This window comes from Paenibacillus kribbensis, from assembly GCF_001705305.1.
GTDB classification, from domain to species: domain Bacteria; phylum Bacillota; class Bacilli; order Paenibacillales; family Paenibacillaceae; genus Paenibacillus; species Paenibacillus kribbensis_B.
The window spans coordinates 676,752-694,338 of sequence record NZ_MCBP01000001.1 but is presented as its reverse complement, the minus strand read 5'-3'; the positions used below and the strand labels follow the sequence as shown (position 1 = coordinate 694,338).

Below are 17,587 nucleotides of genomic sequence, written 5' to 3'. Positions count from 1 at the left end.
AGTATGGAACCAGTTGAAGGGAAGGCATTCATGAAACAGAATAAACGTTCCCGAGTTATGAAAGAAAGACATTACTGGGAAGAATGGACCGGCCGCATTTATACGTCGGTTTGTGTCGTTTTTTTAGTTGCAGTCATTGTCTCCATCGTATATTTTGTTGCCTCCAAAGGTGTAGCTACATTTGCGATGAATGGAGTCAGTCTAAGTGAGTTTTTCTTCGGCACCAAATGGAGCCCGGACGGTGAACCCAAGTCTTTCGGCGCGCTTCCGTTCATTACGGGGTCTTTTGCCGTGACTATATTGGCGGCCTTAATTGCCAGTCCGCTTAGCTTGTGCGCAGCTTTGTTTATGACGGAAATCGTACCGAAATCCGGTAAACGTATTCTTCAGCCTGCGATTGAACTATTGTCCGGTATTCCGTCTGTAGTATATGGCTTTGTCGGCTTGACTGTGATCGTTCCGTTGCTGCGGGATGTGTTCGGGGGACAAGGCATTGGCATTCTGGCAGGCTGCCTTGTGCTGTCTGTCATGATTTTGCCGACCATTACGAGTATTATGGCGGATGCGTTGTCCTCCTTGCCAGGAGGTCTGCGAGAATCCTCTTATGCTTTGGGGGCTACCCGCTGGCAGACGATTGCACGCGTCATTATTCCGACGCTGCTGCCAGCACTTTTGACAGGAGTTATTCTTGGCATGGCTCGTGCCTTTGGGGAAGCGTTGGCTGTGCAGATGGTGATCGGGAATGCACCGCACATACCAAGCTCCTTGCTGGAATCCGCTTCGACCTTGACCAGCGTTATTACACTTAGCATGGGCAATACAGCCATGGGCTCGGTTCATAACAATGCTCTTTGGAGCATGGCGCTTGTGCTTCTGCTCATGACATTTATCTTTGTGCTGCTGGTAAGGCTGCTTGAAAGGAGAAACCGGATTTGATGAGAGCTAAAACAACCGATAAGATCGCTACATTTGTAATCTGTTTCTTCGCCTTGTTCATTGTCGCACTACTAGTGGGATTATTGGGATTCATCTTGGCACGTGGAGTAAGTCACATTTCCTTTGACTTTTTAACGAGTGCACCTCAAACGTTACGCGCAGGTGGAGGCATTGGCCCGCAGTTGTTTAACTCTGTATTTTTGTTGATCCTAACTTTGATTATTACCATTCCGATTGGCTGGGGTGCCGGTATTTACATGGCGCATTATGCAAAGCCGGGAAAAATTACGGACTTCATACGACTTGTCGTCGAAGTACTGTCTTCCTTTCCGTCCATCGTCATCGGTTTGTTCGGACTTTTACTTATCGTAAATACGTTTAATTTTGGTTTTTCTCTGTTATCAGGAGCCCTGGCCCTGGCAGTATTCAACCTGCCGCTGATGGTTCGTACAACAGAGCAGGCTTTCCGGGCAGTACCCAAGGAGCAAAAGGAAGCGGGGCTTGCGCTTGGATTATCCAAATGGAAAATCATTACTTCTATTTTGCTGCCAGCTGCGTTGCCAAGCTTGATTACGGGTACGATTTTGGCCGCAGGCCGGATTTTCGGGGAAGCCGCCGCGTTGCTGTTTACAGCAGGGATGAGTACACCGCCGCTTGATTTTACCGATTGGAATCCATTGCATGCCAGATCGCCTATTAATCCAATGCGACCTGCCGAAACGCTCGCTGTGCATATTTGGAAGGTAAATAGCGAGGGCATTGCCCCAGACTCCAAGGATATCGCCGCAGGCGCTTCCGCAGTACTGGTACTGCTCGTACTTGTCTTCAATCTGAGTGCAAGATGGTTCGGAAGAGTCGTCTATCGCCGTCTGACAGCTGCCAAACGTATGGATTAGAAAGGGGATGGAGAAATGGAACAAGTGATTTCGCGAACGGCAAAAACCGACGCAACAGCAACATCCGTTCAGTCTACGCGTTCCGAACAGCTTGCGGGGCAACCGCCGCATCCGTTCAGTACTGAGGATTTGAGTATTTATTATGGCAGCTTTGAGGCTGTAAAAAAAGTGAATCTGGCTTTTCCCGAGCAAACAGTCACCGCCCTGATCGGACCTTCCGGTTGTGGCAAGTCGACCTTTTTGCGCTCACTTAATCGCATGAATGACGAGATTGCATCTTCCTCTACAACAGGACACATCTGGATGGATGGGCAAGATTTGACCGCACCGGGAACAGACGTGATCAAGCTGCGTCAGCAAATTGGCATGGTGTGGCAGCGTCCCAATCCTTTTTATAAATCTATCTACAATAATATTGCCTTCGGTCCCAAATACCGGGGTGTGCGCAAAAAGAAGCAGCTTGATGAAATCGTGGAAAGCAGCCTGCGCAAGGCAGCGCTGTGGGATGAGGTTAAGGATCGCCTGCATGATTCCGCACTGGCTCTGTCTGGCGGGCAGCAGCAGCGGCTTTGTATTGCACGTGCGTTATCCGTTCAGCCGAAAATTTTGTTGCTTGACGAACCGGCCTCCGCACTGGACCCCGTGTCTACAGGCAAGATCGAAGAGCTCATTACTGAATTGAAAAAAGAGCTGCGCATCGTTATTGTGACGCATAATATGCAGCAGGCCGCACGAATTTCCGATTATACTGCTTATTTTTATATCGGAAACCTGGTTGAGCATGGAAAAACGAATGATATTTTCACTAACCCTGAAAATGAACTGACCCAGGAATACATTATGGGCCGCTTTGGATAATAAGCCGTGCAGTTCGACGACTTGCTATATATATGAAACAGGAAGAAACATCTTACTAATCTAGTATTAGTAAGATGTTTTTTTATTAGTTTAGTAAACTCTTACATTTGTATATAATAAAATATATTGATTATTTGGGTATATTTTCATATAATACATGTGTTTAATAGTTTTTGAAGCACTACAATCACATTAAAGGAGAGGTTTGAAATGAGGTTTAATGTCAAAGAATCTGTCAAATGGATCGCCCTTTCAGGAATAGCGATTACAGTAACAACGGGACTTATTAACCCTACATGGGCGGCAGCGGAGCAGGATGCAGCTGATACGGGAGTGAATGTTACCCAAGAAGTGTACGGTGATACAGCCGCCGTTTACAAAAGCGCTGTTGCTCCACTCGCTAGCGTAAGTGCAAGCAGTTTGCTGGACAAGTATCGTGATTTTAGTAAATTTTCTACGGGGAATACAGCCAAGGATACTACACTTGCCTTGAATATTGTATCGTGGCAAATGCCGCACGGCGGATTCTTCAAAGCGATGGAAAAGAATTATAAATCCAAATGGAATGGCAAGACTGCACGCTCTACCTGGAAGAGCAAGGATGGTGTCGAGCTCGGGACATTTGATAATGAAGCCACGACAACCGAAATTCGCTTCTTGGCGGATGTATACAAAAAAACAAAAAATAAAGACATTAAGAACAGCGTACAAAAAGCAGTTGACTTCGTTCTAACCTCTCAATATTCCTCCGGCGCCTGGCCGCAAGTATACCCTAAACGTGGTAATTATTCTGATGCCGCAACCTTCAACGATGATGCAATGGTTAGAGTTATGGTACTGGCTGATGACATTGTGAACAAGAAGCAGCCGTTTGATAGCGATATTCTTGATAATACGTATCGCTCCAGACTCCAGCAGGCTCTTAATAAAGGCGTACAGTATACGGTTAAAGCCCAAATTGTAAACAATGGCACACCAACGATCTGGGGAGCACAGCATGATCCGTTTACTTATGAATCTGTTGGGGCCCGAGCATATGAGCTTCCATCCAAAACAACGACGGAATCGGTAGGCATTACGGCCTTCTTGATGTCCCAGCCGCAAACGGCTGAGGTGAAAAAGGCGGCACAGAGTGCCTTGAAATGGCTTGACACGAATCGGATCGACGGTATCAGCTACAATCGTAAAGGTCCGGATTTTTTCAAAAAGGATGCATCAAGCGTCATATGGTATCGATTCTACAATGTGGAAGATAATAAGTACTTCTTCTCTGACCGAGATGGCAAAAAGTATACAGATATCATGAAAATCAGTGAGGAGAGACGGCTCGGTTATGCTTGGGCAGGAAGCCAGGCAAAAAGTCTGTTGGCTGCGGCTTCGGAAAGCGGATATTACAAATTGTCCAAGCCGTTGCCTAAATAATAAGAGATCATTTAACCATAGTTGAGAGGGCAGACCATTCGGTCGGCCCTCTTTTTGTTCCCGGGCTGTAAATATGGTTTAATGGAGAGAGGGCAAAATAGAGATAAAGATTCACAAGTTAGGAGAGCTAGTATGACTCAACAGGAGAAGCAAACGGAATTACACTGGTATGGTACACCGCTACGTGTCCGTTATCAGGAAACAGACCAGATGGGGGTCGTGTATCATGCGAATTATTTGAACTGGTTTGAGATTGGGCGTACCGATATGATCCGTCAGGCAGGCTTTAACTATCGGAGCATGGAGGAACGGGGAGTTTTGCTGCCAGTTCTTGAAATCAATGCGAAATATGGAAGCCCTGCCAGGTATGATGACATGATTACTGTTTATACAGCCATTACGGACTTCTCCAGACTGCGGCTAAATTATACCTATGAGGTTCGGCGTGTAGCGGCTGATGAGCTTCAAAACAATGTTGGAAAGGTGTGGACACAGGCAGACACGCTGCCGGGAGAGCTGCTCGTCACGGGGACGACACGCCATGCATGGGTAAATACTGAATGGAAGCCCGTACGGCTGGATCAGGCGCTTCCTGAGCTGTATACCGCGTTAAGCTTTGCTTTTACAGGCGGGGAGGGAAAGAAATCATGATGATGCGTAAGCGCCTGTGGCTGTTGCTGCTGCTCATTCCTTTGGCAGAGTTGTACGGGTTCATATGGGTAAGTCACTGGATTGGAGCGGGTAAAACGATTCTGCTCATCATTCTGACGACCCTGATTGGTGCAGCCATGATGCAATTTGAAGGTCGCAAGGTGATTGCCGATGCGAAACATGAAATGAACCGGGGGCAAGTACCCGGCCGTAAAATGCTGGATGGGTTATGTGTTTTTTTCGGCGGAAGTTTACTGCTTATCCCCGGATTCTTAACCGATATTATTGGTTTTACGCTGGTATTTCCTTTAACACGTGCGCTGTACCGGCGCTTTTTATTGAAGTGGCTGGAGAAAAAAATGAAAAACGGCAGTATAACGTTTCGGCGGTTTTGACGTAAGCGACTGTTGTTCCTACCTGTTTAGCGCACTCTTCCGGCAAGAATATAGTTGCGCAAGTCCTGAATGACGTTCGCGCGATTCAGGGCATCGACGATTATGAGTGATACAGGACCGATAATCAGCCCCAAAACGCCAAACAGCTTGAGCCCGATGAACATGCCGATGAGGGTGGGAAGCGGGTTCAAACCCACGCTGCTGGCTAGCACCTTGGGCTCCACAATCTGCCGTCCAACCAACAGAATGATATAGAGGATCGATAATCCTACCCCTAATGCCAAATTACCTGACATATAGGCATACAGTATCCACGGAATCATTACTATGCCTACCCCCAAATAAGGTAGCAAATCCACCAGTCCGATCATCAAACCGATGGTAAAGGCGGATTCCACACGTAATATGAATAGTCCAACAATGACTGTTAATGCTGTAATAGAGATCATAATAAACTGTGCTCGCAAATAGCCGAACAGTGCCTTGCGCAGATCGTGCCATATACCCGATAATGGCTTGCGAATCGTATCTGGAATCGCATTGGAGAGTATCCGGCTATGTTGGTTCCAGTCCTTGCTGATAAAAAAGGCGGCTAATACAATCACCATGAGCACCGCCCCCATATTAGGCAGAGAGGTCAGCAAGTTCAAAATGCCATTAAAAAATTGGGCGACCAGCGTAGTGACGGCCGAACTGACCGTTTGAGTCGTTTTGTCAATATTGCTATTAATAGTATGCTGGTAATCCGGATTATCGCGAATGAAGTGGTTGATTTCGTTAATTACATTTTGAATCAAATCACTCTGAGTCCAGTCGATGAACAGGCTTTTAAAATGCTCAATATGCCCATCAAACGTCATGGTCAGCTTAATGACCTCTCGAACCATTCGGGTTATCGCTGCAGACATAACAATTGCGATTCCGCCTAAATATACAAACAATGAGACCGTGACAGCCATCCAACGCGGCATGCGGATCTTTGTACGCAGAAAGCCAACCAGCGGGTTCATGGCATAGGCTACAAGCCAGGCTAGCAGAAAAGGATACACGAGCGGGAACAGCACGTATATGCCTAACACCAGAGCTACTATTACGATTGCGACCCACAGAGCACGAAATACGCGGTTCAGGATCAATCGGCTCAAGCTCTCACGGCTCCTTTCTTTTACAATGGTATTCCACAAAATAAGTACTCTGTTATACATATGCCGAAAGGGGGGGAGACAAGACCTGTGTAAAAAAGTGCAAATGAACTTTTAAAAAATGTAAGGGGTTTCAAAAAATTCTTTATAGAAGCGATAAAACATTTAAATGTGTCAGAATAGCCCTGAATGTTCACATAAACGACAAAATCCAGTATAGTAAAAGAAGATTTAAATATTGACATATGGCGTTAACATTACTTAGCTATTTAAGAGGCGTATCTTACTTTTGAAAATGTTTACATTGCAAGTCCGCTCACAATGTTTTTACAAAGGAGAGATGTAACGATGACAGCGACTAAAGGTCTGGAAGGAATTGTAGCAACTACTTCCTCCATAAGCTCTATCGTAGATGGCGTTCTCACGTACCGGGGTTATAACATTGATGATTTGGCTGTTAACGCCAATTTTGAAGAGGTAGCTTATTTGCTGTGGTTTGGAAAACTTCCCGATCAAGCGCAATTGCAGGAGCTTCGCAACCAATTAAGCGAATATGCAGCTATTCCGGAGGAAATTGTTACTCAATTAAAGTTGTACCCGAAGGATTTGAGCACGATGGCCGCCTTGAGGTCAGCCGTATCGTCTCTCGCTTTGTATGATCCAGAGGCGGATGATATGTCGAGAGAGTCCAATGTGACCAAAGCCGTCAAGCTTCAGGCGCAATTACCCACCATTGTGGCAGCCATAGCGCGTATACGCGAGGGCTTGGAGCCGATTGCGCCTAAAAAAGGTGTTTCCATCGCTGAAAACTTTTTGTATCAACTCACTGGCAAGGATCCGGAAGAGACGGCTATCAAAGCGTTCGATCAGGCCCTTGTGCTGCATGCCGATCATGAATTAAATGCTTCGACCTTTGCTGCGCGCGTAACGGTAGCTACATTGTCGGATATTTATTCAGGGATTACGTCTGCCATTGGCGCTTTAAAAGGGCCGCTGCATGGCGGAGCCAATGAGGCTGTTGCCAAAACGCTGGAGGAAATTGGCGGTTTGGATCAGGTGGACTCGTATATCCAGGCCAAACTGGATAACCGCGAAAAAATCATGGGCTTTGGGCACCGTGTCTATAAAAACGGTGATCCGCGTGCCAAGCACCTGCACAAAATGTCCCGTGAACTGGGCCAAATGAACGGTGACACCACGCTGTTCGATATGTCGGTTCGCATTGAGGAAATTGTGACAGGGCAAAAGGGCTTGAAACCGAATGTGGATTTTTATTCTGCGTCTGTTTATACCCAGCTGGGTATCAAGAGAGACTTGTTTACGCCGATTTTTGCGGTGAGCCGTGTATCCGGGTGGACCGCGCACATTTTGGAGCAGTACGAAAATAACCGTCTGATCCGTCCGCGTGCCGAGTATACAGGACCAATGGATCAAAAATATGTTTCTCCAGAGTTGCGCTAATCGTATGTCCAAGGAATATTGAGGCTGTATATCCTGAATTTAAAAAATAAGGTACAATAAAGGGGACGGCGAAAAATGAACGTTTTTGTCTGTGATAACGATCACGTCTTTCGCCCTGTACCCATTTATATCTGAGGAGGAAAAGGAACTTATGGTGAAATTTGAAAAGTTTGAGCTCCCAACTGAAGGTGAAAAGATTACAATTGATAACGGTCAACTACAGGTTCCGAACCATCCGATTATCCCGTTCATCGAAGGTGACGGCACAGGACGCGACATTTGGAAAGCATCCAAGCGCGTACTGGATGCGGCTGTAGATAAAGCATATAACGGCACCAAAAAGATTGCCTGGTATGAAGTATTTGCTGGCGAAAAAGCCTTCAATACCTACGGGGAGTGGCTGCCTAACGATACCCTGGAAGCCATTCGTGAGTATATTGTAGCTATTAAAGGCCCGCTGACGACACCTATTGGCGGTGGCATTCGTTCCTTGAACGTGGCATTGCGCCAGGAGCTGGATCTGTACGTATGTCTGCGTCCTGTTCGTTACTTCGACGGTGTGCCTTCTCCGGTAAAACGGCCTGAACTGGTAGACATGGTTATTTTCCGTGAGAACACAGAAGATATCTACGCAGGTATCGAGTATGCCGAAGGCTCCGAAGATGTGAAAAAGGTCATTCAGTTCCTCCAGCAAGAGCTGGGTGTGAACAAAATCCGTTTCCCTGAAACCTCCGGTATCGGGATCAAGCCGGTTTCCTCCGAAGGTTCCAAGCGTTTGGTGCGTGCAGCTATTCAGTACGCTGTTGATCACGGACGCAAGAGTGTAACGCTTGTACACAAAGGCAACATTATGAAATTTACCGAAGGTGCTTTCAAAAACTGGGGTTATGAAGTAGCCGAGGAAGAATTTGCAGACAAAGTATTTACTTGGGCTCAATATGATGCCATCAAGGAAAAAGACGGTGAAGATGCGGCTAATGCAGCTCAAAAAGCCGCTGAAGATGCAGGCAAAATCATCATCAAGGATGCGATTGCTGACATTGCACTGCAACAAGTGCTGACACGTCCGTCCGAATTTGATGTGATCGCTACGCTGAATCTGAACGGGGACTATTTGTCCGATGCCTTGGCTGCTCAAGTCGGTGGAATCGGTATTGCCCCAGGCGCGAACATTAACTATGTAACTGGGCATGCTATCTTTGAAGCTACACATGGCACAGCGCCAAAATATGCAGACAAAGATGTTGTGAACCCTGGTTCTGTGATTTTGTCCGGCGTCATGCTGCTTGAGCACTTGGGCTGGAAGGAAGCAGCTGACCTGATCTATAAAGGGCTGGAAACGTCCATTAATCAGAAAATCGTAACGTATGACTTTGCCCGTCTGATGGATGGCGCTACACAAGTAAAATGCTCCGAATTTGCAGATACTATTATTAGTAACCTGTAGGAAGGGGAATGCCACGTGACCATTCAACGAAAAAAAATATCTATTGTTGGCGCCGGTTTTACCGGTGCCACTACTGCATTGATGCTGGCTCAAAAGGAGCTGGGCGATGTCGTGCTGATTGATATTCCGCAACTTGAGAATCCGACCAAGGGCAAGGCGCTCGATATTTTGGAGGCCGGTCCGGTACAGGGTTTTGACAGCCTGGTCACAGGTACTTCCAACTATGAGGATGCAGCCAATTCAGACATTGTTATCATTACAGCCGGAATTGCACGCAAGCCGGGTATGAGTCGTGACGATTTGGTCAATACCAACGCAGGAATCGTTAAATCCGTGTGCGAGAACATTAAGAAGTATGCACCGGATTCCATCGTCATCATTTTGAGTAATCCGGTCGATGCGATGACCTATACGGCATACCAAACGCTTGGTTTCCCGAAAAATCGGGTTATCGGTCAATCGGGTGTGCTGGATACAGCGCGGTACTGTACCTTTATCGCACAGGAGTTGAACGTATCCGTTGAAGACGTGCGCGGCTTCGTTTTGGGGGGACACGGTGATGATATGGTGCCGATGGTACGCTATTCCAGCGTCGGTGGTATCCCTATCGAAACTTTGATTCCGCAGGAACGTATCGAAGCGATCGTACAACGGACACGTGTTGGCGGTGGTGAGATTGTGAACCTGTTGGGTAATGGTAGCGCGTATTATGCCCCGGCAGCTTCTTTAACGCAGATGACTGAAGCGATTGTCAAAGACAAAAAACGGATCATTCCGGTCATTGCCTATCTACAGGGAGAGTATGGCTATCAGGACTTGTTCCTCGGTGTACCGACCCTTCTCGGCGGCAATGGGATCGAAAAGGTGTTCGAGCTGGAATTGACAGCCGAAGAGAAAGCTGCACTGGATCAATCTGCTGAAGCGGTACGCAGTGTAGTTAAAGTAGTCAACGTCTAAATACGGTTATCTACTAAAATCGTATACATTTGTGAAAAAGGTGCTCCAAGTCATAATCATGGCTACGGGGCACCTTTTTTGATTTTAAAAGTTACCTGTCGTGCCACTCCGCAGGCGGATGGTGCTTCCCATCGCCACCGCTTCGCTTGTACAGCACCATTCCGCCTACTCCGTTTTTATGTTCATTTTTCAAGATCGGCTTATATAGTAGTTTTTCAGCTTACTGAAATTTCAGATTGGGTTTGCTGGCATCAGCGGAGCGGACGGAACGATTGCGGACAAGCGTAAGCGCTCGCCTTTGTCTCCGGATTTTTACCATAAAGCTATATTCAAAAAATCCGGAGACAACAGCGATGGTAGCAACGTTTCGTTCGCGGAGCCTCTCAAGCCCCCCAATCTGAAACTTTCCCGCTTCTCTTTGTCCCTTTTGCCCGATATAATAGATTTGAGTTTCATATAGCTTTGTGCATATCGATTAACACTTGAGGATTTGCAAAATCCTCACTTAAAGACTAAATGAACAATTGAACAAGAAACCGGAGGTAATGAGGAATGTTTTTTCTACACATGATCGGAACATTGGCACTGGGCTTTTATCTGGTGCTGCCCTTTTTAGTGGGCAAGATCGGAAGCCTGTCACCCGCAGCGCAGGAAGGTATGGTGTCGGCTGTTCAGCTCTTGAACCGTATCGCCCAATTTGCGCTCATACTACTGCTGGTTAGCGGTATATTTTTGACCATTGGCGGTCCATATTCTGTGGCATGGATCATCATCGTGCTTGTACTGTTTTTGGCTATTTCCGCCATTGGTGGTATTATGGGCAAGCCATTACGTTTGGCGCTGGAAGCACTCCGCAATAATCAGCCGATTAACGGCTATATTGGCAAAATGCGTACATTCAGTACATTGCTCGCAGTATTCCTGATCCTGATCACATTTTTAATGGTGTACAGTCACATTATTTAAAAGTATAAGTGAACGGATTTTACGAAGTCCTGAATTGCAATAAAATGGCCTGTGCTCTTGAGCGCAGGCCATTTTGATATATCAAGCTGCATCGCCGAGTTTCACTAATCCCGGTCACATCATGCAGTTGCTTTGGCAAAAATGATAAAAAACAACATGAGTTCAGCTACGATGAGGTGAGGAGAGACCACAATAACGAGATTGAAGATGAACAAGATACATAACAGACCCAATAATAAAAGCATTTTCTTGAAGCTTGGCTTGAGATGATGAAACCGATACTGATGGAATACAAGCATGACGGATAAGAAGTAAATCAAAACAGAGGCAAAAGTAAAACAAAGGATAAACAGGTACGCCAATTGCTCCAGAAATAAGAGCTGTATGGAAGCTGCAATCATGCTGAGTGAGAAATAAATGAATAAATGGCCGTAGATGATCGTTTGTCCTGCCGTTTGTTTTGTCTTATCGATACGTTTTTCTACATTTTCGAAGTATTGCCACCAAATCGCAATGACCAATACAAAGGCCAAAGCCGCGAAACCAATGGATGCAGGGGTGAATTTATCGGATTTTAACACAGATAACATACTGACAACAGATTCACCCAGTAAAATCAAAGTGAATAACGCAAAGCGCTCTAATAAATGTGCTGTATGGATTGGCGTTTTCACCAGGTTTTTACGGCCTATTAATGGAACAAGGATGTCAATCGCAATACCTGCATATAAAATGACATATCGAAGCGGTGAATCAAAAAAGATGGAGCAGCATGAGATGATGATTCCAAGCCAGAAGTAGGTTCCAAAGAAGCGTGCAGTCTCCTGCCTGTGATGCTTTTCTCTTTGAGCTGATACCAAATATTGAATCGCAGTTAAGCCCCTTAGCCCGATATATCCAATCAGAAATGGTGCGTAATTAGCGTCAAAATCTGCATCCAGACTGGCTGTCATAATCAGAACAAAAAATAGTTCCAGGATCATGAAGATCCGATGTGTTGTCGTGTCTTGACCATAACGGTTGTTATAAACGCTCTGTCCCACCCAAGCCCACCAAATGGGAATGAAAATTAGAACGAACTTGGCCAAATGCTCGATCGCAATACTACCGTGCTCCACATGCAGTAAAACATGAGTGGCTTTGGAAACAGCGGCCACAAAGAGCAAGTCATAAAAAAGCTCTAGCCAAGTCACTTTTTTTTCCAGCATTTTGTTTAATAAACCCCCTATGCTATTTTCTCTGAATCTCTTTTTTGCTATCCGTATACACGGTGCCACCCATAGTCTAGCAGACCAGAAGTTGATGGGATACCCCTTATTTTTTAAATATTCTCCGAATCATAACCATCTATTTCGTTTATTCCGAAAGCTGATGGGTAAATCAGGAGTAGAGTGGATGCAAATGTTGCATTCTAAATGATATCCAATCTTGAAAGGAGAATTCATAATGACAAAAAGCAACCAAACCCAGCAAACCCTGCCTCCACAGCATCAAGAACAGCAACCGGGAATCGAGTCGAAAATGTCGCCTGCACCTCAATTTGAAAAGCCGACTTACAAAGCGGCTGGCAAACTGACAGGCCAAGTTGCGATTATTACTGGCGGAGACAGTGGAATTGGGCGGGCTGTAGCCGTGACGTATGCCAAAGAGGGTGCTGACGTAGCCATCGTCTACCTGAATGAGCATAAGGATGCGGAAGAAACGAAGCGTCAGGTAGAACAGGAGGGACGCAAATGCGTGCTGATCCCCGGTGATATCGGAGATGATCAATTTGCCAAAAAGGCGGTTCAACAGACGGTTAACGAGCTGGGCAAGCTTGACATCGTCGTGAACAATGCGGCAGAGCAGCATCCGCAGCAGAAGCTGGAGGATATCACCAAAGAACAGCTGGAGCGCACCTTCCGCACGAATATTTTCGGCATGTTCTTTCTCACGCAAGCGGCATTGCCGCATTTGAAGAAAGGAAGCGCCATCGTCAACACAACGTCGATTACTGCGTATGCCGGAAACAAAACGCTCATCGATTATTCATCCACCAAAGGGGCGATTACGACATTCACTCGCTCGCTTTCACTCAATCTGGTGGAACAGGGCATTCGGGTGAATGCTGTAGCACCCGGTCCGATCTGGACACCACTGATCCCGTCCACGTTCGATGCCAAAACCGTCAGCGAGTTTGGTGGAGCGCAGCCGATGAAGCGTCCGGGTCAGCCGGAAGAACTGGCGCCAGCCTATGTGTACCTTGCTTCAGATGACTCTTCTTATGTAAGCGGACAGGTTATTCATATCAACGGCGGTGAAATCATTAACGGATAAGCAAACGGTTGGGGCAGTGTATGCCCTGACCTTTTTCTTTTTAGCAGTGGAACAAAAAGCAGGTAGCCTGTAGAATGGGACTTAACTTACATAAAGGATGGGCATATGTTATGAAATCGTTTCGTTTCAGGCTTACCCTGATCATGCTGATTTTGATTGGTGTATCTGTCCTTGCTGCGGGAATTACGATGGGACAAATTTTTAAAAATTCAAACATGAAGGTGCTTGAGGAGAACATGGGGCGGGAGATCGACCTGCTTCGCGCTACATTTCCTTTTGTCAATGCAGACGCTCTTTCCAGCACAGATTATGTGTCTTATTATTCCGAAAAGGCGAAGGAAATTGCCCGTCTGACGGAATCGCGGGTGACCTTCATTCGCAAGGACGGGACGGTGGTCGGCGATTCGTTAAGTGATCCGCGCAAGATGGAAAACCACGCATCCCGCGAAGAAATTCAGCAAGCCTCGACAGAGGGAATTGGACGCACGATACGCTACAGCGAAACCTTGCAGCGAAACATGCTGTACGTTGCAGAGCCTGTGGTGTCGGATAAGGGCTTTGACGGATATATCCGTTTGTCGATGAACCTGCAAGCGGTAGAGGAGGGGGTACAACGCGGCTGGACGGCCATTGGAATTGGGCTCGTACTGCTGTTCCTCGCTGCCGGGCTGGTCAGCTATCGTATCGCCCGCAGCCTGACCTCACCCATTGAACATATTACGGGTGTTGCCAATCGTATTTCCGGACTGGATTATGACGCCAGGGTGGGCGTACAGCGTAGGGATGAGGTGGGACAACTGGGGGAAGCCATTAATCGCATGGCAGACAGTCTCCAAAACCAAATGAAAACAATCCGTGATAACGAGGATTTACTCCAGAGCGTCATGAGCAATATGACCGGTGGAATTCTGATGATTGATGCCAGTGAGCACATTGCGCTTGTAAACCGTGAGTCTGAGCGGATGCTTGGTGTCGTGGGTAAACGGGTGACAGATAAACCGTACCATGAGCTAAAGAAGCATTACGAGCTCACCAAGCTGATTGAGGGCAGTATACAAAGCCGTGAGAGGCTGCATGGTGAGGTGCATTTGTACAATCCCGAGGAACGACTGATTTTGCTGGATGGTGTACCTATGTACGAGGATGATGGCGGATACCGCGGGATGCTGTTTCTGTTGCAGGATATTACGGCGATTCGCCGACTGGAAAATATGCGGAGCGAATTTGTGGCGAATGTTTCTCATGAGCTAAAAACACCGATTGCCGCGGTCAAGGGCTTTGCCGAAACGCTGCTTGGCGGCGGGGTTAAGGATGAGGAGACAGCCCGTTCATTTTTACAAATTATTTATGATGAAAGTGAACGGCTGAATCGGCTGATCGGCGACATTCTGGTCCTGTCCAAAATCGAGTCCAAGCGTTCTCCGCTGGATTGCTCTCCAGTGCACGTATCGTCGTTCGTTGAATCATTGCTGGAGAAACTGAACAATGTAGCTGCTAAAAAACGAATTACACTGCATATGGATGTTCCGGATGAACTGTTTATGGAGGCGGATGAAGATAAGCTCCAGCAGATTTTTCTGAACCTTTTGTCTAATGGCATCAATTATACACTGGACGGCGGCAAGGTGAAGGTCAAGGTTGTGACAGTGCAGCGCGAGAACAACACGGAAAAAGTAGTATTTACGGTCAGCGATACAGGCATCGGGATTCCGAAAAAGGATTTGCCACGTATCTTTGAGCGCTTTTACCGGGTAGATAAAGGACGCTCGCGCAACTCGGGCGGAACGGGGCTGGGATTGTCCATTGTCAAGCATCTGGTTGACCTGCATCATGGAACGCTTTCGGTGGAAAGTGAGCTAGGCATGGGTACCACATTTACGATTGAATTGCCATTATTGCAACAGGAAGAATGAACTATAATTGTTTTTACATTCTGTTAACAATGTCGTGATAAAATAAACGAGTGTCGCATGAGTATGGAAAAGATTTCGGAATTTTGACCAATGCGCCTTTAACAGGTAAACAGGAGATGAAGTTATTTTATGGGACAACGCTTGCTGGTTATTGAGGATGAACCAACGCTTGCCAGACTGCTATCCTACAATTTGATACAGGAAGGTTTCGAAGTGGATACGGAGGATCATGGCAGTGCAGGGTTTGAAAAAGCCTCCAGAGAGTCCTATGATTTGATTCTGCTGGATTTGATGCTGCCCGGTATGAATGGACTGGATATCCTGAGCAGACTACGCCATCAGGGACTGACGACGCCAATCATTATTTTAACAGCCAAAAATGGTGAAGCCGAGGTTGTTCAGGGTCTGAAGTCGGGTGCGGATGATTACATCACCAAGCCTTTCGGCGTTTCTGAGCTGCTGGCCCGTGTAACCGCTGTGCTGCGAAGAACATCCGGTGGGGATGAAGGTGTGCTGTCCGATCAGAAGGACGGCTCCAAAATTCAGTTGGGCGAGCTGGAGATTTACCCTGAAAAATATGAAGTCATTCTTGGAGGTCAGTCCATCAGCTTAAGGCCCAAGGAATTCGAGGTGCTTCTCTATTTGTCCCGTAAGCCGGGTGTGGTACTCACTCGGGATGATCTGATGAACGCGGTGTGGGGCTTTGACTACATTGGCGGTCAACGGACGGTGGATGTACATGTCAGCTCATTACGCAAAAAGCTGGAGCTCGATCCCGACTCCGTTCATATTGATTCGATCCGCGGAGTAGGGTACAAACTGGTTGTAAATAAAAAAAGAAGCGCTTCTCATTTGCTATAAATGAGGAGCGTTTTTTTTGTGTCCAATTTGTGATTTTACACTCCGTTAACAAACATAGACGTTACAATCAATAAATGACCGATATGATGTTCCCGTCACTCCAAGTAGTTAAAAAAAGGGGACTTCAGAACGATGATAACGGAACCAAAGACCCAGCCGAGTTCCACTGCCGTGATTGAACGTGATATATACAAGCCAATTACAACTTACGTGCCATGCCGGGAGGTTCCCATTATTGGTACGGACATGTCCTGTAAAGAACTATTAGCCCTTATGAAAACACAGGAAGACATCCCTTGTGTCATCGTTGTTGATAAAAATAGCCTTCCTTTGGGCATTATTATGAGGGATGCGTATAATCGCCATTTTACAGGCAGGTTTGCTGCGGCCCTCTTTTATGACAAGCCTGCGGCGATATTTGCGGACCCCAACACACTTATTGTAGATCTGAAAAGCCCGGCATCGGACATTGTAGAACTGGCGATGCTGCGCGATGATCAACGTTTTTACGATTGCTTGCTTCTTAAAGAAGGTACACGGTTACTCGGTGTGCTCACGATTCGTGATATCCTGTCTGTCGTTCAGCGCATGCAAAAAGAAGCGGACGAACACCGCGGTAATGTGGTTCGGCACAGCTATGACGGTGTTCACCGTATTCAGACGACGGTGCTGGATGCCGCCAAAGAAGCCGATGACAGTATGCGGCTCACTCGTTCGATGAGTGAATTATCCCGCCGTGGCAAAGTAGAGCTGGAGGATGTTCTGCTCTCCTATCGTGCAGTGACTGAGCAAATGCAGCGCCAGCATGAGCAGATGACGGCGCTAACTCAATCGCTGAATGATATTGCAGGCATGACCTCGTCGATTCGCGCACTGGCAGATCACAGCGGACTGCTGGCGATCAATGCATCCATTGAGGCCGCACATGCTGGCGAACATGGACGTGGTTTTCAGATTGTGTCGCAGGAGGTACGGAATATGTCACTCCAGACGAAAGCCTTTTCCGAACAGATCACCAGCTTGCTAGAGGACATTGAACAAATGCTGCGTGATACCGTGGAACTGACGGATACAAGCCTGCAGCAGATTCATACGGGCTCTCAATATATATCAGCGGGAACACAAACCTTTGCCAAACTAGTGCAGGCAGTTACGGAAATTGAGGCTAAAAACAACCAAATGTCCCGTTCCGCAGAGGAAGCGGCCTTGAACGCAGCCGGAATTGCGCAGGAGCTTGAGTTGATGCTGAATCCCTGATCATTTTACATACCGTTAACAAATCAATCACACTGATTTTACACACAGCTTATATAATCTTCATATTGTGCAAATCAGGTGCAATGCTTGAGGACCATAACTGCAACAC

16 protein-coding genes are annotated in these 17,587 nt (G+C 46.8%); 14 read left to right on the top strand and 2 right to left on the bottom strand.

Annotation, left to right across the window (positions count from 1 at the left end; genetic code table 11):
* The first annotated feature begins 3 nt into the window (after positions 1–3).
* The 6 genes from pstC (at position 4) to BAZ21_RS03150 (ending at position 5,158) form a co-directional block, all read left to right on the top strand.
* Positions 4–936 carry a phosphate ABC transporter permease subunit PstC gene (gene pstC / locus BAZ21_RS03175; protein WP_068496963.1) on the top strand — a complete coding sequence of 311 codons (933 nt, stop codon included), beginning with the start codon at positions 4–6 and terminating at the stop codon, positions 934–936.
* Positions 936–1,832, top strand: a complete 897-nt coding sequence (pstA, locus tag BAZ21_RS03170; protein WP_007429687.1) for a phosphate ABC transporter permease PstA — start codon at positions 936–938, stop codon at positions 1,830–1,832. The genes pstC and pstA overlap by 1 nt, the downstream gene beginning before the upstream one ends.
* A gap of 15 nt (positions 1,833–1,847) precedes the next feature.
* Positions 1,848–2,690, top strand: a complete 843-nt coding sequence (pstB, locus tag BAZ21_RS03165; RefSeq protein WP_068496961.1) for a phosphate ABC transporter ATP-binding protein PstB — start codon at positions 1,848–1,850, stop codon at positions 2,688–2,690.
* 210 nt (positions 2,691–2,900) lie between these two features.
* The gene (gene pelA / locus BAZ21_RS03160; protein WP_068496959.1) at positions 2,901–4,112 is read left to right on the top strand and encodes a pectate lyase; all 1,212 of its coding nucleotides are present in this window, start codon (positions 2,901–2,903) and stop codon (positions 4,110–4,112) included.
* 132 nt (positions 4,113–4,244) lie between these two features.
* A complete protein-coding gene (locus BAZ21_RS03155) occupies positions 4,245–4,763 on the top strand; it encodes an acyl-CoA thioesterase (RefSeq protein ID WP_068496957.1) in 519 nt (172 codons plus the stop codon).
* Positions 4,760–5,158 carry an FxsA family protein gene (locus BAZ21_RS03150; RefSeq protein WP_010349074.1) on the top strand — a complete coding sequence of 133 codons (399 nt, stop codon included), beginning with the start codon at positions 4,760–4,762 and terminating at the stop codon, positions 5,156–5,158. Before BAZ21_RS03155 ends, BAZ21_RS03150 begins: the two co-directional genes overlap by 4 nt.
* Positions 5,159–5,184: 26 nt before the next feature.
* Here BAZ21_RS03150 and ytvI read toward each other — a convergent pair whose 3' ends face one another.
* Positions 5,185–6,303 carry a sporulation integral membrane protein YtvI gene (gene ytvI / locus BAZ21_RS03145; RefSeq protein WP_068496955.1) on the bottom strand — a complete coding sequence of 373 codons (1,119 nt, stop codon included), beginning with the start codon at positions 6,301–6,303 and terminating at the stop codon, positions 5,185–5,187.
* 345 nt (positions 6,304–6,648) lie between these two features.
* Between ytvI and citZ the strand changes: the two genes are divergently transcribed.
* From citZ to BAZ21_RS03125, 4 genes are all read left to right on the top strand, one after another.
* Positions 6,649–7,761: a citrate synthase gene (citZ, locus tag BAZ21_RS03140; protein ID WP_068496953.1), complete on the top strand. Its 1,113-nt coding sequence runs from the start codon at positions 6,649–6,651 to the stop codon at positions 7,759–7,761.
* Positions 7,762–7,912: 151 nt separating this feature from the next.
* On the top strand, positions 7,913–9,208 hold the full coding sequence (icd, locus tag BAZ21_RS03135) for an NADP-dependent isocitrate dehydrogenase (protein ID WP_068496950.1): 1,296 nt from the start codon (positions 7,913–7,915) through the stop codon (positions 9,206–9,208).
* 15 nt (positions 9,209–9,223) lie between these two features.
* Positions 9,224–10,165: a malate dehydrogenase gene (gene mdh, locus BAZ21_RS03130; protein ID WP_068496948.1), complete on the top strand. Its 942-nt coding sequence runs from the start codon at positions 9,224–9,226 to the stop codon at positions 10,163–10,165.
* A gap of 552 nt (positions 10,166–10,717) precedes the next feature.
* Complete coding sequence (locus BAZ21_RS03125; RefSeq protein WP_068496946.1) at positions 10,718–11,131, top strand: hypothetical protein; 414 nt, start codon at positions 10,718–10,720, stop codon at positions 11,129–11,131.
* A 119-nt stretch (positions 11,132–11,250) separates the two neighbouring features.
* Here the strand turns inward: BAZ21_RS03125 and BAZ21_RS03120 are convergent, their stop codons facing one another.
* The gene (locus tag BAZ21_RS03120; protein ID WP_068496944.1) at positions 11,251–12,339 is read right to left on the bottom strand and encodes a low temperature requirement protein A; all 1,089 of its coding nucleotides are present in this window, start codon (positions 12,337–12,339) and stop codon (positions 11,251–11,253) included.
* Between the two features lie 238 nt (positions 12,340–12,577).
* On the opposite strand from BAZ21_RS03120, the gene BAZ21_RS03115 reads away from it, so the two are divergent.
* The 4 genes from BAZ21_RS03115 to BAZ21_RS03100 all read left to right on the top strand — a co-directional run bounded on the left by BAZ21_RS03115 (position 12,578) and on the right by BAZ21_RS03100 (position 17,478).
* Complete coding sequence (locus BAZ21_RS03115) at positions 12,578–13,447, top strand: SDR family oxidoreductase (protein WP_068496942.1); 870 nt, start codon at positions 12,578–12,580, stop codon at positions 13,445–13,447.
* 110 nt (positions 13,448–13,557) lie between these two features.
* Positions 13,558–15,360, top strand: a complete 1,803-nt coding sequence (gene pnpS, locus BAZ21_RS03110) for a two-component system histidine kinase PnpS (RefSeq protein WP_068496940.1) — start codon at positions 13,558–13,560, stop codon at positions 15,358–15,360.
* A 129-nt stretch (positions 15,361–15,489) separates the two neighbouring features.
* Positions 15,490–16,221, top strand: coding sequence for a response regulator transcription factor (locus BAZ21_RS03105; RefSeq protein WP_010349065.1), 732 nt, complete (start codon positions 15,490–15,492; stop codon positions 16,219–16,221).
* A 132-nt stretch (positions 16,222–16,353) separates the two neighbouring features.
* Positions 16,354–17,478, top strand: a complete 1,125-nt coding sequence (locus BAZ21_RS03100) for a methyl-accepting chemotaxis protein (protein WP_068496937.1) — start codon at positions 16,354–16,356, stop codon at positions 17,476–17,478.
* Positions 17,479–17,587: the final 109 nt, after the last annotated feature.

Bases quoted from the DNA above. Each gene is read 5' to 3' on its own strand.
- BAZ21_RS03150 (WP_010349074.1), top strand. From the start codon at position 4,760: ATGATGATGCGTAAGCGCCTGTGGCTGTTGCTGCTGCTCATTCCTTTG.
- pnpS (WP_068496940.1), top strand. From the start codon at position 13,558: ATGAAATCGTTTCGTTTCAGGCTTACCCTGATCATGCTGATTTTGATT.
- citZ (WP_068496953.1), top strand. From the start codon at position 6,649: ATGACAGCGACTAAAGGTCTGGAAGGAATTGTAGCAACTACTTCCTCC.
- BAZ21_RS03155 (WP_068496957.1), top strand. From the start codon at position 4,245: ATGACTCAACAGGAGAAGCAAACGGAATTACACTGGTATGGTACACCG.
- BAZ21_RS03120 (WP_068496944.1), bottom strand. From the start codon at position 12,339: ATGCTGGAAAAAAAAGTGACTTGGCTAGAGCTTTTTTATGACTTGCTC.
- BAZ21_RS03100 (WP_068496937.1), top strand. From the start codon at position 16,354: ATGATAACGGAACCAAAGACCCAGCCGAGTTCCACTGCCGTGATTGAA.
- pelA (WP_068496959.1), top strand. From the start codon at position 2,901: ATGAGGTTTAATGTCAAAGAATCTGTCAAATGGATCGCCCTTTCAGGA.
- pstA (WP_007429687.1), top strand. From the start codon at position 936: ATGAGAGCTAAAACAACCGATAAGATCGCTACATTTGTAATCTGTTTC.
- BAZ21_RS03115 (WP_068496942.1), top strand. From the start codon at position 12,578: ATGACAAAAAGCAACCAAACCCAGCAAACCCTGCCTCCACAGCATCAA.
- BAZ21_RS03105 (WP_010349065.1), top strand. From the start codon at position 15,490: ATGGGACAACGCTTGCTGGTTATTGAGGATGAACCAACGCTTGCCAGA.
- icd (WP_068496950.1), top strand. From the start codon at position 7,913: ATGGTGAAATTTGAAAAGTTTGAGCTCCCAACTGAAGGTGAAAAGATT.
- BAZ21_RS03125 (WP_068496946.1), top strand. From the start codon at position 10,718: ATGTTTTTTCTACACATGATCGGAACATTGGCACTGGGCTTTTATCTG.
- pstC (WP_068496963.1), top strand. From the start codon at position 4: ATGGAACCAGTTGAAGGGAAGGCATTCATGAAACAGAATAAACGTTCC.
- pstB (WP_068496961.1), top strand. From the start codon at position 1,848: ATGGAACAAGTGATTTCGCGAACGGCAAAAACCGACGCAACAGCAACA.